This is a genomic window from Exiguobacterium sp. s122, assembly GCF_018618475.1.
Lineage (GTDB): Bacteria > Bacillota > Bacilli > Exiguobacteriales > Exiguobacteriaceae > Exiguobacterium > Exiguobacterium himgiriensis.
In genome coordinates, this window is the sequence record NZ_JACSMD010000007.1 from 1 (window position 1) to 15406 (window position 15406).

At 49.5% G+C, this 15406-nt stretch carries 19 protein-coding genes and 1 rRNA gene; 19 read left to right on the forward strand and 1 reads right to left on the reverse strand.

Annotation, left to right across the window (positions count from 1 at the left end; translation table 11 throughout):
* From rrf to rsmI, 10 genes are all read left to right on the forward strand, one after another.
* Positions 1-76: ribosomal RNA gene (rrf, locus tag KNP92_RS15965) — 5S ribosomal RNA — on the forward strand; the annotation flags it as partial.
* A gap of 73 nt (positions 77-149) precedes the next feature.
* Positions 150-1571 (forward strand): aminotransferase class I/II-fold pyridoxal phosphate-dependent enzyme, encoded by a 1422-nt coding sequence (locus KNP92_RS14985; protein ID WP_251136631.1) that lies wholly within the window; start codon positions 150-152, stop codon positions 1569-1571.
* 2 nt (positions 1572-1573) lie between these two features.
* Entirely contained in the window at positions 1574-2215 is a 642-nt protein-coding gene (gene tmk, locus KNP92_RS14990; protein WP_214841896.1) for a dTMP kinase, read from the forward strand.
* On the forward strand, positions 2212-2541 hold the full coding sequence (locus tag KNP92_RS14995) for a cyclic-di-AMP receptor (RefSeq protein WP_024372336.1): 330 nt from the start codon (positions 2212-2214) through the stop codon (positions 2539-2541). The genes tmk and KNP92_RS14995 overlap by 4 nt, the downstream gene beginning before the upstream one ends.
* A gap of 14 nt (positions 2542-2555) precedes the next feature.
* The gene (locus KNP92_RS15000; RefSeq protein ID WP_214841898.1) at positions 2556-3548 is read left to right on the forward strand and encodes a DNA polymerase III subunit delta'; all 993 of its coding nucleotides are present in this window, start codon (positions 2556-2558) and stop codon (positions 3546-3548) included.
* 6 nt (positions 3549-3554) lie between these two features.
* Complete coding sequence (locus KNP92_RS15005) at positions 3555-4385, forward strand: PSP1 domain-containing protein (RefSeq protein WP_034817188.1); 831 nt, start codon at positions 3555-3557, stop codon at positions 4383-4385.
* Positions 4386-4408: 23 nt separating this feature from the next.
* Positions 4409-4744 (forward strand): DNA replication initiation control protein YabA, encoded by a 336-nt coding sequence (gene yabA, locus KNP92_RS15010; protein ID WP_214841901.1) that lies wholly within the window; start codon positions 4409-4411, stop codon positions 4742-4744.
* 69 nt (positions 4745-4813) lie between these two features.
* Positions 4814-5548 carry a tRNA1(Val) (adenine(37)-N6)-methyltransferase gene (locus KNP92_RS15015; RefSeq protein ID WP_214841903.1) on the forward strand — a complete coding sequence of 245 codons (735 nt, stop codon included), beginning with the start codon at positions 4814-4816 and terminating at the stop codon, positions 5546-5548.
* Entirely contained in the window at positions 5541-5819 is a 279-nt protein-coding gene (locus KNP92_RS15020; RefSeq protein ID WP_214841905.1) for a GIY-YIG nuclease family protein, read from the forward strand. The genes KNP92_RS15015 and KNP92_RS15020 overlap by 8 nt, the downstream gene beginning before the upstream one ends.
* Complete coding sequence (rsmI, locus tag KNP92_RS15025; protein ID WP_214841907.1) at positions 5791-6660, forward strand: 16S rRNA (cytidine(1402)-2'-O)-methyltransferase; 870 nt, start codon at positions 5791-5793, stop codon at positions 6658-6660. Before KNP92_RS15020 ends, rsmI begins: the two co-directional genes overlap by 29 nt.
* Before the next feature lie 16 nt (positions 6661-6676).
* Here rsmI and KNP92_RS15030 read toward each other — a convergent pair whose 3' ends face one another.
* On the reverse strand, positions 6677-6970 hold the full coding sequence (locus KNP92_RS15030; protein ID WP_214841909.1) for a transition state genes transcriptional regulator AbrB: 294 nt from the start codon (positions 6968-6970) through the stop codon (positions 6677-6679).
* Positions 6971-7297: 327 nt separating this feature from the next.
* Here KNP92_RS15030 and metG point away from each other — a divergent pair, with 327 nt between their 5' ends.
* The 9 genes from metG (at position 7298) to spoVG (ending at position 15401) form a co-directional block, all read left to right on the forward strand.
* Entirely contained in the window at positions 7298-9253 is a 1956-nt protein-coding gene (gene metG / locus KNP92_RS15035) for a methionine--tRNA ligase (protein WP_214841911.1), read from the forward strand.
* 54 nt (positions 9254-9307) lie between these two features.
* The gene (locus tag KNP92_RS15040; protein ID WP_214841913.1) at positions 9308-10075 is read left to right on the forward strand and encodes a TatD family hydrolase; all 768 of its coding nucleotides are present in this window, start codon (positions 9308-9310) and stop codon (positions 10073-10075) included.
* A complete protein-coding gene (locus KNP92_RS15045) occupies positions 10075-11364 on the forward strand; it encodes a 3D domain-containing protein (RefSeq protein WP_214841915.1) in 1290 nt (429 codons plus the stop codon). The genes KNP92_RS15040 and KNP92_RS15045 overlap by 1 nt, the downstream gene beginning before the upstream one ends.
* Positions 11357-11917, forward strand: a complete 561-nt coding sequence (gene rnmV, locus KNP92_RS15050) for a ribonuclease M5 (RefSeq protein WP_214841917.1) — start codon at positions 11357-11359, stop codon at positions 11915-11917. The genes KNP92_RS15045 and rnmV overlap by 8 nt, the downstream gene beginning before the upstream one ends.
* Positions 11914-12792: a 16S rRNA (adenine(1518)-N(6)/adenine(1519)-N(6))-dimethyltransferase RsmA gene (rsmA, locus tag KNP92_RS15055; protein WP_214841920.1), complete on the forward strand. Its 879-nt coding sequence runs from the start codon at positions 11914-11916 to the stop codon at positions 12790-12792. The genes rnmV and rsmA overlap by 4 nt, the downstream gene beginning before the upstream one ends.
* Before the next feature lie 83 nt (positions 12793-12875).
* Positions 12876-13112 carry a Veg family protein gene (locus KNP92_RS15060; protein WP_021065751.1) on the forward strand — a complete coding sequence of 79 codons (237 nt, stop codon included), beginning with the start codon at positions 12876-12878 and terminating at the stop codon, positions 13110-13112.
* Between the two features lie 100 nt (positions 13113-13212).
* The gene (ispE, locus tag KNP92_RS15065) at positions 13213-14076 is read left to right on the forward strand and encodes a 4-(cytidine 5'-diphospho)-2-C-methyl-D-erythritol kinase (RefSeq protein ID WP_214841923.1); all 864 of its coding nucleotides are present in this window, start codon (positions 13213-13215) and stop codon (positions 14074-14076) included.
* Positions 14077-14149: 73 nt separating this feature from the next.
* Positions 14150-14974: a pur operon repressor gene (purR, locus tag KNP92_RS15070; protein WP_214841926.1), complete on the forward strand. Its 825-nt coding sequence runs from the start codon at positions 14150-14152 to the stop codon at positions 14972-14974.
* Positions 14975-15110: 136 nt separating this feature from the next.
* Positions 15111-15401, forward strand: coding sequence for a septation regulator SpoVG (gene spoVG / locus KNP92_RS15075; protein ID WP_214841929.1), 291 nt, complete (start codon positions 15111-15113; stop codon positions 15399-15401).
* Positions 15402-15406 lie beyond the last annotated feature (5 nt).

Below are 15406 nucleotides of genomic sequence, written 5' to 3' on the forward strand. Positions count from 1 at the left end.
CGAACACGGAAGTTAAGCGCTTCAGCGCCGAAAGTAGTTGGGGGTCTCCCCCTGTGAGGATAGGACGTTGCCAGGCAACATGAGACGGTTGAGCAGAATGCTCGATCGTCTTTTTTTGTCTATATTCAAACGATTCGGGAGGTTTTATGATGACACGTCGACCTAAAAAGAACCCCTTTACATTTATGGAAGTGTTAGAACAGCATGTGCGGGAAAGTCGTGTATCTTTTCATGTGCCTGGTCACCATAACGGTACGGTTTATGATTCGAGTTTGCCGACAGCGTTTCATAAAATCATGCCTTACGATTTAACCGAGCTTGAGCACTTGGATGATTTACATCAAGCTGATGGAATTATCCAGCAAGGTGAAGAAGCGCTCGGGAGGCTCTATGAAAGTAAAAGTAAATGGTTGGTCAATGGTTCGACCGCGGGCAATTGGAGTATGTTGGCTGCAACTGTAAAACGCGGCGAACGCGTGTATGTACAACGCAATTCACATAAGTCTGTGTGGAATGCGATTGAATGGTTGGGCTTAGAACCAATCTTATTGGCTCCTGAATTGGAACGTGGAAGTGGTCTTCCTACAGTCGTTAGTTTAGCTACGGTTCAAGAGGCTGTCGAGCGCTATCCTGGTGGCAAAGCATTACTGCTCACGTCACCGACCTATTATGGGGATATGGCAGACGTTCACTCCATTAGTACTTACTTGAGCCAACATGCGATTCCGTTACTCGTCGATGAAGCGCATGGCGCACACTTGATTTATGATGGATTACCAAGACGTTCCGCGATTTTTGAAGGAGCAAGCGCAGTTGTCCAGTCGGCCCATAAAACGTTACCCGCTTTTACCATGGGTGCCTGGTTGCATTACAAAGAGAATATTGATGAGAAACGATTATTTCATGCTTTGTCTTCGTTTCAAACGTCTAGTCCGTCTTATTTGATTATGGCGTCGTTAGATCATGCGCGTACTTATCTTGAAAATTTGACAGAGCGAGACTGGTCAACGATTCAAACGAGTCATTTCGCTTTCATTATGGAAGTGAAGCGAGCTGGTTTTGCCGTTAAAGTCGGCGACGACTTTACAAAAGTTACGATTTTAACGTATCCGAAAAATGGGCTAATCTTTAGTCGCCATTTAGCATCGATTGGTATAGATATCGAGCTTGCCGCTGAAGATCATGTGTTACTCTGTTTGCCGTTACGGGAAATAAAGATGGAGGAGATCCATCATTGGGTGAAACTGATTCAAAATGCATCGAAACATGTGCCGCTGATTGAGGATGATGAAACGATTTATCCTTACCCTGCTACGGAACAAGTCTCGAAATTAAAGGTGCTTCATGACGATATGAAAACGATGAGGCTTTCTTTCCAAAATGCAATCGGTAAAATTGCAGCGGAAACGATTATCCCTTATCCTCCAGGTATTCCGTGGATCTTAAAAGGTGAAGTGGTGACAGAGGAAAAAGTTCGCGTGTTAGTCGAGTGGATTTCTCTCGGGCGGAAGCTTCAAGCGAGCAGACATGTTATGATGAAACAAATCGATGTTATCGTAGAGGAGTTTTAAGAGTGAATGGGATGTTTATTACAGTGGAGGGGCCGGATGGCTCTGGAAAAACGACACAATTAAAGTTACTCGAGCAAGCATTAAGCGCTCAAGGATATGAAGTCGTCACCACACGAGAGCCAGGGGGAACGAAAGTCGGGAACAGTATCCGTGAGATTCTGTTATCCCCTGAGCATGACGAGATGACGGCCCGGGTAGAGATGATGTTATATGCAGCCTCTCGCGCCCAAAACGTCGAACAGGTGATCCGACCTGCCCTGTCTCGTGGTGCGATTGTCGTCTGCGATCGCTTCATCGACGCCTCAATTGCTTATCAAGGCTTTGGATTAGGATACGATTTAGACCAAGTGCTCTCGTTAAATGAGTGGGCGACAGGGGGCTTAACCCCAGACTTAACGTTTCTTTTCGATTTAACACCAAGTCAAGCAAGTCACCGCATGCGAGAACGTGGGCAATTGGACCGTATCGAAAGCCGGGATGAAGCGTTCCACCAACGGGTCTATGACGGTTTTCAAACCTTGCTGGCACAACACCCTAATCGGATGGTGCGAATCGATGCGAATGAGACAATTGAAACGATACAAGATGAAGTACTAGATATCACCCATGAGCGATTAAATGAAAGAGGAGTGAACAAGGCATGAAAATGGTAATTGCGATTGTACATGATAAAGATAGCGCCCGTTTATCTGACGCTTTAATTGAAGAGGATTTTCGAGCGACGAAACTTGCGACGACCGGTGGTTTCTTGAAAGAAGGGAATACGACGTTCATGATCGGTGTACCGAAAGAACGACTCGATGATTTGCTTTCACTCATCAAGTCGAACTGCTCGAGCCGTGATCAGATGATCACACCGATTTCTCCAATGGGTGGACACGCCGATTCATACATCCCGTATCCGGTAGAAGTACAAGTGGGCGGCGCCACAGTGTTTGTCTTGCCGATTGAAGGATTCCATCAGTTTTAATGGGAGTGAGATCGATGCGTTTTGAGCAATTAGCCGCGTCTCAAACCGTTGTCGCAAAAGTGATTGAGAACTCGATTCGGTCTGAGAAAGTCGGGCACGCCTATATCTTTTCAGGTGATTATGAACCTTACTTGATTGAGACCGCTCAACTGTTTGCAAAGTCGCTCTTTTGCGAGGCGCCAGACGGGGTGGAACCTTGTGGAGAATGTCGGAATTGTCGGCGGATGGATTCAGGAAACCTTGTCGATTACATCGAGATGGAGCCGGACGGGGCAAGTATTAAGAAAGAGCAAATTCAGCAATTGCTTAGCGATTTGTCGTTACGTGGAGCCGAAGGGGATCGTCAAGTGTATGTGATTCATCAAGCGCATAAAATGACGACACAAGCGGCGAATAGTTTGCTTAAGTTTTTTGAAGAGCCCGGTGTCGGGAAGCTCGCGATTCTTGTAACGACACAGCCGCAACTGTTGCTGCCGACGATTCGCTCAAGAGCCCAACAGCTCGTCTTCCGACCGATTGATCGGAATGAGTTGGCGGATCAGTTGTCTGCGGACGTGGCATGTACGACAGATATGGCACGCTTGGCGCTAGCGGTTTATCCGAAATGGGATGACGCCCGTGAAGTGCTTCACAACGACTGGTTTGTACAGTCGTATGGGCTAGTGGTACAATTAGTTGAAGTATTGACTAAACGACCACAAGAGTTACTCTTATTTGCCCAAGAGAAGTGGCTCGGCCATTTTAAAGGACGCAATGAGTTACGGGTGGGCCTCGAATTGTTTGAGAGCTGGTTAGAAGAGTCGCTCCGGTTCAAAGTTCGGACGGATTACACGCCGCACCTGTTCACACGTGAACAGGCCTTATATCAGGCGTTCATTAGTAATCGTTCGGCGCATAAGATTGTCCATGCGATTGAACACGTCCATGAGGCGATTCGACGACTCGAGGCAAACGTCAATCCTCAATTAACGTTCGAACGGTTAACGTTCGATTTACAGAAAGGATAAGAGAGCGTGCTTGAAGTAGTCGGAGTCCGTTTTAAAGAAGCGGGAAAAATCTATTACTTTTCACCAGGCGAAGCAACGCTTGAACGTGGGGACCATGTCATCGTCGAGACGGTGCGTGGCATTGAATACGGGGAAATCGTCCAAGTTGGGAAACAGCTTGGAGAAGATGAAGTCGTTTTACCTTTAAAAACGATTCTTCGTGTCGCTGATCAAAAAGATGCTCAAATCGTCCAAGAAAATCGATTGGCAGCTTTTGACGCTCACGCCGTCTGTGAAGAAAAAATACGTGAACATCGACTTGAGATGAAACTTGTCGATGTTGAATATACATTTGATCGCAATAAAGTCATCTTTTATTTCACGGCAGAAGGTCGGGTCGATTTTCGAGAACTCGTTAAAGATTTAGCGAGCGTCTTCCGCACTCGCATCGAACTCCGTCAAATCGGAGTCCGGGATGAAGCGAAGTTACTTAGTGGGATTGGTCCATGCGGCCGTGTCTTATGTTGTTCTTCCTTCTTAGGAGAGTTTGAACCGGTTTCGATTAAGATGGCGAAAGATCAAAACCTTTCCTTGAACCCGAATAAAATTTCTGGTGTGTGCGGCCGTCTCATGTGTTGCTTGAAATATGAGAATGACACGTATGAAGAGTTGAAGCGCGACTTGCCGGATGTTGGGAAGCGAATCAAGATTCCTGAAGGTGACGGACGTGTCATCGGCCTCAACATTTTGGATCAACTGATTCAAGTCGAGTTGAGTGACCGGACCCGTGTTGTGACGTATACGATTGACGAACTCGTTGAGGTCGGTGCGATCAAACGAAAACCGTCGAAACAGTGATGGGGTGCTGAGCAGTGGAACGAATGGATAAAAAGGAAGTTATGATGCGCGTCGATGCCATCGAGCAACAAATGCAGCTGTTGACGGAGCATTTAGGTGTACTGAAAGAACAGTTGGCCTATTTACTTGAAGAGAATCAGCATATGTATCTCGAGAATCATCACTTGCGCGAAAAAGTTGAGCAACTCGCAGAAGTGGAGACGCCAGACGGCGATGCGCACATCGCATTGTCGGGCAAAGGGCAGAACAACTTGGCCGCCTTGTATCAAGAAGGGTTCCACATTTGTAACTTGCATTACGGACAAGTAAGAAAAGATGGCGATTGTCTGTTTTGTATGTCGATGTTAAATAAACACTAATACATTGGGGCGATAGACGGGGAAGTCACCCGTCCGTCGCCTTTGTCGTTATGTAGGAGGGAACGAAGCGTGACTGTACAACAAGGGGAGCGGCTCGATGATTTACTTGGACGCCCCGGAAAAATTATTCAAAGCGACGAGGTATTTTCGTTCTCGCTCGATGCGGTGTTACTCGCTGAATTCGTCTGGGTGCCGATTCAAAAAGGAAACTTAGTCGATTTATGCGCCGGGACGGGTGCGATTCCGCTCTTCTTGTCTTATCGGACGAAAGGGAACGTGACGGGCGTCGAGATTCAACCGAAGCTCGTCGATATGGCGAACCGAAGCATCGCGGTGAACCGTCTTGAGCATCGATTGCAGATTGTAGAAGGCGACGTTAAAGAAGCGGCGGTCCGGCTCGGCCACGCCCGTTACGATGTGGTGACGTGTAATCCGCCTTATTTTCTTGCCAACGAGACGTCACTCCGTAATCAAAACGAGCACCATACGATTGCACGCCATGAAGTGCTTTGCACACTCGAGGATTGCATTAAAGCGGCGAGCCAACTCGTGAAACCAGGTGGGAAAGTAGCATTTGTCCACCGTCCTGAGCGGTTACTCGACATCATCACGCTCATGCGGGCATATCGAATCGAACCGAAGCGGATGCAGCTCGTCTATCCGAAAGCGGGACGAGAGGCGAACACATTACTGATAGAGGGGTCGAAAGATGGAAAAGCAGGGCTCACGATTTTACCACCGCTTATCGTCTATGAGGATGATGACACGTATACGAAAGCGATGCGAGACATCCTCGATGCGTAAGCATTATGTGTATATTTTAGAGTGTCAAGATCATACGTATTATACGGGTTATACGAACGATCTCGATAAGCGGCTTCGTACCCACAACGCTGGAAAAGGTGCGAAATACACGCGGGCGCGCTTACCCGTAACGCTCTGTTACGTGAAATCGTTTGACACGAAGCGAGAGGCCATGCGTTATGAGTGGTCAATCAAGCAATTGACGCGCGCTCAAAAACAAACGTTGATGGAGGGGACGAGCAATGAACTCACAGAAAAGTTATCAGACTGATGGACCGACGCTGTACATCGTACCGACTCCAATTGGTAATCTAGAAGACATGACGTATCGCGCTGTGCGCACGTTGCGGGAAGTGGATTTGATTGCGGCAGAAGATACACGCCAAACGATGAAACTGTGTCGTCACTTTGAAATCGAAACGAAGCTTGTCAGTTACCATGAACATAATAAACACGTGAGCGGGCCACGGCTGATCGAAGATATCGAGAACGGGAAGTCGGTTGCTGTCGTATCCGATGCTGGGATGCCTGGGATTTCTGACCCCGGGAGTGATCTTGTTCGGCTCGCGATTCAAGCGAAATTGCCGGTCGTCGTCTTACCAGGGGCGAATGCGGCGCTTACGGCGCTCGTCGCGTCGGGGTTGCCGACAGAACGTTTTTTATATTACGGTTTTTTACCGCGCAAAAAGAAAGAGCGAGCCGACGTGTTGGCATCACTTCAATATGAACCAGGGACGCTCGTCTTCTATGAGGCCCCGCATCGTTTGAAAGAAATGCTTCACGGGGTGAAGGCGGTGTTCGGGAATCGCGATGTCGTACTCGGACGGGAATTGACGAAAACGTTTGAAGAGTTTTTACGAGGCACGATCGACGAGGCGCTCGCTTGGTGCGAAGGGGAAATCCGCGGAGAGTTCGTCGTGTTAGTGAGCGGTTCGACCGAGTCGGCCCCGACACAAGATTGGTGGGAGGCGCTCTCCCCGCTCGAACACGTCGATCGCTATATCGAGGACGGCTTGAAGCCGAACGCGGCGATTAAACAAGTGGCAAAAGAGCGTGGGCTTTCACGTAACGATGTCTATGACGCCTATCATGAAGTCGACAAAAAAGAGTAAGCAAGGAGTCCCTTGCTTACTCTTCGTTGTAGTAATTCTCGAGCATGTTTTTCAACTCGACGAGAACGCGTTGTGCACCTTCTGGTGAAAGAATCAACTTTCCATCTGCCAATTTGAAGTTATCGTCTGATACTTCGCCAGTGACTTGGCACGTCATGTTTGGCTTATATTTTTTCAACACGATTTGATCGTTGTCGACGTAAATTTCAAGTGCATCTTTCTCAGCAATTCCGAGTGTGCGGCGCAATTCGATTGGAATAACGACCCGACCGAGCTCGTCCACTTTCCGTACGATACCTGTTGATTTCATTTTGTGTTTCCTCCTCTGATGATGTCGAAATCTCTTGGTGACATGAATCGTCAAAATTCGACAATGTGGCTACAGCAAAAAGCATACTAAACTTTCCAATTGTAGTCAACTGCTTACTATTGGAATTATACATTTTCGAAAAAAGACGATAAAGGAACGATATATACCTAAATTTCCCCGAAAGGTATGCGTTTAAACAGAGAAAGGGTTTTTTTGGAACATTTATTTGAAGGGTCAACAAATTAATTCCAAACAATTGGTTTGGAAAAACGTTTGTCGAACCGTGTATAATGGAAATTGCAAATGTCGAAAGGATGGAGAACAACTATGGCGAAGCCTACTTTTTATATTACGACCCCGATTTATTACCCGAGTGCGAAGTTGCACATCGGTCATGCCTACACGACCGTAGCAGGTGACGCGATCGCCCGTTACAAACGGTTAAAAGGATTTGACGTCCGTTATTTGACGGGTACTGACGAGCATGGACAAAAGATTCAAGAGAAAGCGAAAGAAGCCGGCGTCACTCCGCAGGCATTCGTCGATGAAGTCGTGAAAGACATCAAAGTATTATGGGACCGCCTTGAGATTTCGTACGACGATTATATTCGTACGACGGAAGACCGTCATAAGGCTGTCGTGGAGCACGTCTTTGAAACGCTTCTTAAGAATGGAGACATTTACCTCGGTGAATATGAAGGCTGGTATTCGGTGCCGGATGAGACATATTATACTGAGTCGCAACTTGTCGATGGGAAGAGTCCTGACAGCGGACATCCAGTCGAACTCGTACGGGAAGAATGTTACTTCTTCCGTCTCAGTAAGTATGCAGACCGTCTCATCGAGTATTTTGAGTCACATCCAGAGTTCATCTTACCGGAGTCGCGGAAGACCGAGATGATCAACAATTTCTTGAAGCCGGGTCTTCAAGACTTGGCCGTCTCTCGGACAACGTTCGATTGGGGTGTCCAAGTCCCGTCGAACCCAAAACATGTCGTCTACGTATGGGTGGACGCACTGACGAACTATATTTCGTCACTTGGTTACGGGACAGACAACGACGAGTTGTTCAACCGCTACTGGCCAGCTGACGTCCATTTAGTCGGAAAAGAAATCGTTCGTTTCCATACGATCATTTGGCCAGCCCTCCTCATGGCGCTTGAGCTTCCGTTGCCAAAACAAGTATTTGCGCACGGTTGGCTCCTCATGAAAGACGGCAAGATGTCGAAATCAAAAGGGAACGTCGTCGATCCGATTCCGCTCATTGATCGTTACGGCCTCGATTCGCTTCGTTACTACTTGTTGCGTGAAGTCCCGTTTGGCGCGGACGGCACGTTCACACCAGAAGCGTTCGTCGATCGATTGAACTTCGACCTCGCGAACGACCTCGGTAACTTGTTAAACCGGACCGTCGCGATGATCAAGAAGTACTTTGACGGGAACGTACCGGCCTATGCCGGAAACGTGACAGCGTTTGACGCCGAATTGCGACGCGTCGTCGAAGAGACGACCTCGAAAACAGAAGCTGCGATGGAGCATATGGAGTTTTCGGTCGCGCTCACAAACATCTGGCAACTCGTCAGTCGTGCGAACAAGTATATCGATGAGACGCAACCGTGGGTGCTTGCCAAAGATGAAGCGAAGCGAGACGAACTCGCGTCAGTCATGACGCACTTAGCTGGCGTCTTGCGTCACGTCGCTGTGATGATTCAACCGTTCATGACGCGAGCACCAAAAGAGATGTTCCGTCAACTCGGCCTCGAGGGGCAAGATATGTCATGGGAAGCACTCGATACGTTCGCAGCCTTTGACGGAGCAGTCGTTACAGACGGTACACCAATCTTCCCGCGGCGCGATGTGAAAGAAGAAGTGGACGCGATTCAAGAGATGATGCGTCAAGCTTCGAAAGCACGTGTCGAAGAGGAAGTTCAAGAAGAAGTGGCAGATGAAGACGTTCGTCCGGAAATCACGATTGACGTCTTTGACCAAGTCGAGTTCCGTGTCGGTCAAATCGTCGAAGCCGACAAAATCAAAAAAGCGAAAAAGTTGTTAAAACTTCAAGTCGACCTCGGCAGTGAAACACGCCAAATCGTCTCGGGCATCGCCGAATGGTATACACCGGAAGAGTTGGTCGGGAAGAAAGTCATCGTCGTCGCCAACTTAAAGCCGGTCAAACTCCGGGGTGAGTTGTCGCAAGGGATGATTTTAGCAGCCGATAAAGACGGGAAGCTTGAACTTGCAACCGTATCTGAGAATATGCCGAACGGGGCCATCGTCAAATAACTTTTGAGGGAGACTTCGGTCTCCCTCTCTTCGTTTAAATAAGGAGGATACAGGATGCTAATTGACACGCATACACATATTAATGCCGACCAGTTCAAAGAGGATGTCGAAGCAACGATTGAACGTGCGCGCGCAGCCGGAGTATCACCGATGCTCGTTGTCGGTTTCGATGATGAAACCATTACGCGCGCCATCGAACTCGCCGAGACGTACGAAGACATTTACGCGATCGTTGGCTGGCACCCGGTCGATGCGATTGACTGTACACCAGATGACCTGAAACGCATTGAGGCGTTGATGGGTCATCCAAAAGTGATGGCGCTCGGTGAAATTGGGCTCGACTATCATTGGGACAAGTCGCCAAAAGAAGTCCAACAGCGCGTATTCCGGGAACAAATTGCCATCGCAAGACAGACAAATATGCCAATCGTCATCCATAATCGCGAAGCGACGGCGGACGTACTCGATCTGTTAGAAGACGAGCACGCCGAAGAGATTGGTGGCGTATTTCATAGCTACAGCATGTCGGTTGAACTGCTTGAGCGGTGCCTACGCTTAAACTTCTATATCTCACTCGGGGGACCGGTCACGTTTAAGAATGCGAAAGTCCCGAAAGAAGTGGCAAAACAAGTTCCACTTGATCGCCTGTTGGTCGAGACGGACTGCCCGTATTTGACGCCGACCCCGTTCCGCGGTAAACGGAACGAGCCAGCCTACGTCACCTATGTCGCCGAAGAAATCGCCGCGCTACGAGGTATCTCGCTTGAGGAACTTGCTGAAGCGACGACCGCGAACGCGAAGCGACTGTTCCGTCTACCGTGATGGTGAAACGAATCGCGCTGAGCGCTATCGTCCTTGTGACAGCGGTACTCGCCTATACGTTGACCCAACCGGAGACCGTGACAATTATCGACGGAGCGAACCGGATTGAGCACGAGACGCGTGCGACGTCCGTATTCGACGTGCTCGAAGAGACCGGCATCACGATCAAGGATTCCGATTATGTGACGCCGGCCCTCAGTGCTGAGCTACCTGCCGAACGCATCATTTATATTGAACGCGCGAATACCGTTTCGCTTCAAATCGGTTATGGGCAGACGGAGATGATTGAGACGCGAGAGCGAACCGTCCGAGACGTGTTGCTCCGATACGGGGTGACCGTGCGTGATGGGGATGACGTCTATCCAGACGTACGGACACCGGTCACATCTGGAATGACGATTCGGTATCAGCCGGTACTCGCGGTCAATTTAATCGTAGAAGATGAAGCCAAAACGTTAAATACGATGGCGAAAACGGTCGAGCAAGTATTGCGCGAAGCTGGAATTACGGTGTCAGAGCGCGATACAATCGCACCGGCGCTCTCGACGGCGCTTCGAGAAGGCATGACGATCACCGTGAATACGAGTCGGGATGTCGTCCAATATGAGAATCGGCTCATCCCGTTTGAAATCGTGAAAGAAGACGATGATACGCTTGAAATCGGTCAAACCGAGGTCGCGCAAGTCGGGGTGCCGGGCCTCGAACGGACGCGGTATGCAGTGACAGTTGAAAATGGTACAATTACAAATCGGACCGAGACAAGTGTCGAAATGTTGCAGACCGTGCGTCCGCAAATCATCAAAATCGGGACGAAACCGGTGCCTGAATCCTCGGACGAACCCGAGACGGTTCCGACAGAACCCGAGAGCCCGTTCCGCGAAGAGGCGGAAATTAAAATCGAAGATACACCACTGCCCGAGGATGTGCTCGATTTTTCGGCGGCCAAACAACTTCTTGTTGAAGCAACCGCCTACACGAACAATCCAGAAGATACAATCACATTCGACGGTCGCGTCCTGACACGGAGTGGGTACGATGTGACCGATACGATTCTATATGAGGGCATGCGAATTATCGCGGTCGACCCATCCATCATTCCGCTCGGGACACGGGTGTACGTGGAAGGGTTCGGTATGGCAATCGCCCTCGACACCGGCAGTGCCATCAAAGGAAATATCATTGACATTATGATGGACACGAAAGAAGAAGCGGTCACATTCGGACGGAAGCCGCTCACGATTTGGGTCATCCCGAAGCAAGAAGAGAAAGAAGGAAACGAAGATGCGTGAAAAAATTCAAGAAGTGATTGTCGTCGAGGGACGGGACGATACGACCCGGCTCCAAGAAGTATATGACGTCGATACGATTGAGACGAACGGGTCGGCTGTCTCCAAACAGACGCTCGAGCGAGTGAGGCGTGCCCAAGAAACGCGCGGTGTGATTATATTGACGGACCCAGATTATCCAGGTGACCGCATTCGTGCCATCGTCGATGAGCACGTTCCCGGTTGTAAACACGCCTACTTGCCTCGTGCCGAGGCGAGAGACAAGCGTGGGAAAATCGGCGTCGAACACGCGACGCCAGACACGATTCGTCGTGTACTCGAGGCGGTATATGAAGACCGAGTCGAGACCGATTTGCCGCTCGTTACGCGAAAAATGGTGCTCGATGCCGATTTGATTGGTGGCGCAGAGGCGTCGAGGCGACGAAAACGTCTTGGGGTGTTGCTTCGAATCGGCGAACCGAACGCGAAACAATTTGTGAAGCGGGTCGAGGCGATGCGCGTTACGACCGAGGAGTGGGAACGAGCGCTCAAGCAGTTAGAGGAGGAAAATCATTGAAAGACATTGCAACCATTCATCGGACGAAAGCCATTTTAGAACGGCATGGCTTCTCGTTCAAAAAGTCGCTCGGTCAAAACTTTTTGATCGACTTGAACATCTTAAATAAAATCGTCGATGCGGCCGAACTCGGTGAAGCGAGTGGCGTGCTCGAAATTGGTCCGGGGATCGGCTCGCTGACAGAGCAGTCTGCGAAACGCGCGAAAAAAGTCGTCGCACTCGAGATCGATCAACGCTTGTTGCCGATTCTAGAAGACACGATGGCACCTTACCCGCACGTCCACGTCATTCACGGAGATGCGCTCGAACTCGACCTTCCGGCGATCGTCGAGCGTGAGTTTTTGAAAGAAGGGATCGATGATATCTCGGTCGTCGCCAACTTACCGTATTACGTGACGACACCGATCATCATGCGTTTGCTCGAAAGTAAAGTCCCGTTCCGTTCGCTCGTCATGATGATTCAAAAAGAAGTAGCAGAACGGATCGGGGCGAAGCCTGGAACGAAGGCGTATGGTTCGCTCTCCATCGCGATTCAATACTATGCCGAGGCCGATGTGAGTTTCATCGTTCCGAAAAACGTCTTCATACCGGCCCCGAACGTCGACTCCGCCGTCATCACGTTGAAGATGCGCCCACAGCCTGCGGTCGAGGTGAAGGATGAGGCCTTCTTCTTCGAAGTCGCTCGTGCTAGCTTTGCGCAACGTCGCAAAACCATCTTGAATAACTTGACGAATCATCTCGGCAAAGATAAAAAAGTCGAACTCGAGCGCCTGTTAAACGAAGCGGGAATCGATCCGAAGCGCCGAGGTGAAACGCTGTCACTTGAGGAGTTTGCACGCCTTGCCGACACAATTTTACCACTTAAAAATAGTTGACGACCGGATTATGAGTCGCTATAATATTTAATCTTTATTTTCTTTTTTGAATGTGTTATACTTGTAACAGTGAGGTGAAGCGTATGCCAAAGACGTTACAAGAAATCAGACAAAAACTCGAATCGCATGTTGGAGAACGATTGACGTTGAAAGCAAACGGCGGTCGTAAGAAAGTCGTTACTCGGTTTGGAACGCTCGTTGAGACGTATCCCGCGGTGTTCGTCGTTAAATTGGATGAAGACCATCATAACGTGGAACGTGTCTCATATAGCTACGCTGATGTCCTAACGGATACAGTTAAAATTGAATTCAGCAATTGAACGATAAATGAGGGGCGGATGCATTGGCAGCTGCTTCTTTTTTTGTGCGCTCGTTTACGGTACAATGGCGAACAGGAGATACATGGGAAGGGTGAACGATATGCGCACGATTAGTGTGAAAGCGCCGGCAAAAATCAATTTGACGCTCGACGTTCTCGGGAAGCGAACGGACGGCTATCATGAAGTAGAAATGGTCATGACGACGGTGGACTTGTCTGATCGTCTAGAACTTACGGTCCTCGAGACCGATGAGATTCGGATTCAATCGGAGCACGCCTACGTGCCGAGTGATCATCGGAACTTGGCGTATCGGGCGGCCGACTTGTTACGGAAACGGTTCGGCCTCACGCAAGGAGTCGAAATCGTGCTTGATAAACATATTCCGGTCGCAGCCGGACTGGCCGGAGGGTCAAGTGACGCAGCAGCTACACTTCGAGGAATGAATGAACTATTCGACCTCGGCTTGTCGCTCGAGGCTTTAGCTGAGCTCGGGGCCGAGGTCGGATCTGACGTCTCGTTTTGCGTCATGGGTGGCACAGCAGTCGCACGAGGTCGGGGCGAGCAGTTAGAACTCATCCCGTCACCGCCACCGTGTTATGTCGTCCTAGCGAAGCCGAAAATCGGGGTCTCGACAGCTGACGTCTATCGCGCCGTCGATATGGAAAAAATCGTCCACCCGGATACAGAAGCGATGGTCCGAGCGATTCATGAGCGGGATTTTCACGCGATTTGCGATCACCTCGGCAATGCACTCGAAGCAGTCACGCTTGAATTACATCCAGAAGTTCGTCAAATCAAGGAAACGATGCGTCACTGCGGGGCCGACGGGGTGCTCATGAGCGGGAGTGGTCCGACCGTGTTTGCCCTCATCGAACATGAACAGAAAGCCCATCGCGTTTATAATGGACTGAAAGGATTCTGTCCAGAAGTGTTCGTCGTTCGGATTCTCGGTAAAAAACATTGAACAAAGACGAATGAGTCTGATATATTCTGTTTAGAACATTCGTCTATTATTGGAAAAGTGAAGGGGAATCCGTATGAAAATCCGTAGAAGTGGTCGTCTCGTCGATATGACCCGTTATTTGCTCGACCATCCACATCAGCTCGTCTCGTTGTCGATGTTTTCGAGTCGCTATAAAGCTGCTAAGTCGTCAATCAGTGAAGACTTAGTTATCGTTAGTGAAATGCTCGCCCACGACGGTACCGGTAAGCTTGTCACCGTTCCTGGGGCGGCCGGTGGTGTCATGTTCATTCCGGGTTGGAGCAAAGAAAAATCGCTCTCGATGATTGACAGCTTGTGTGACCAATTGTCAAAACCGGAACGCTTGCTTCCGGGAGGGTACCTCTATTTGACCGACGTGCTCGGTAACCCGCGTCAAGTGAAGCCGATGGGGCAAGTGTTCGCCTCGGTATTCGGAGACCGAAAAGTCGACGTCGTCATGACGATTGCGACAAAAGGAATCCCGCTCGCGTATGCAGTCGCCGAACAGCTCGGTGTGCCATTTGTCATCGTCCGCTCGGATAGTCGGGTGACGGAAGGGTCAACCGTGAGTATCAATTACGTATCGGGCTCGTCAAAAGCGATTCGGACGATGGCACTTGCTCGTCGCAGCTTGCCACGCGGTGCGAACGTCTTACTCATTGACGATTTCATGAAAGCCGGGGGAACGATTCGCGGGATGATGAGCTTGTTGAACGAATTCGAAGCCAATCTTGCTGGAGTCGGTGTGCTCATGGAAGCGGAAGGCGCCGAAAAGAAAATGGTGAGCGAATACGTCAGTTTGATGAAGTTGACGAACGTGGATTCAGACGAAGGTCTCGTCACAATTTCACGCGGAAACGTCGAACAGTTCTTAAAGTGATTGGCAAAAAATTGATTTCGTTTTATGATGAAAGGGTATAGAAGTCATACGGAATTAGTTACGTTCGCTAGAAGTCACCTTTACCTTTTATGAAGGACACCTTGGTACAGACAACGATGAAAAGGGGATGCGAAACATGCAGATCACAGACGTAAAAATTCGCAAAGTGACAACGGAAGGTAGAATGAAGGCGCTCGCCTCGATCACGCTCGATCACGAGTTCGTGGTCCACGACCTTCGGATTATCGAAGGGAGCACCGGGTTGTTCGTCGCCATGCCGAGCAAACGAACGCCAGAAGGAATCTTTCGCGATATCGCGCATCCAATTAACGGCGATATGCGCCAAAAAGTCGAGGCAGCTGTACTAGAAGCATATGCTGAGATTGACGTCGCCGTCTATGAGATGGAAGAGATGCACGAATCATAATAAGC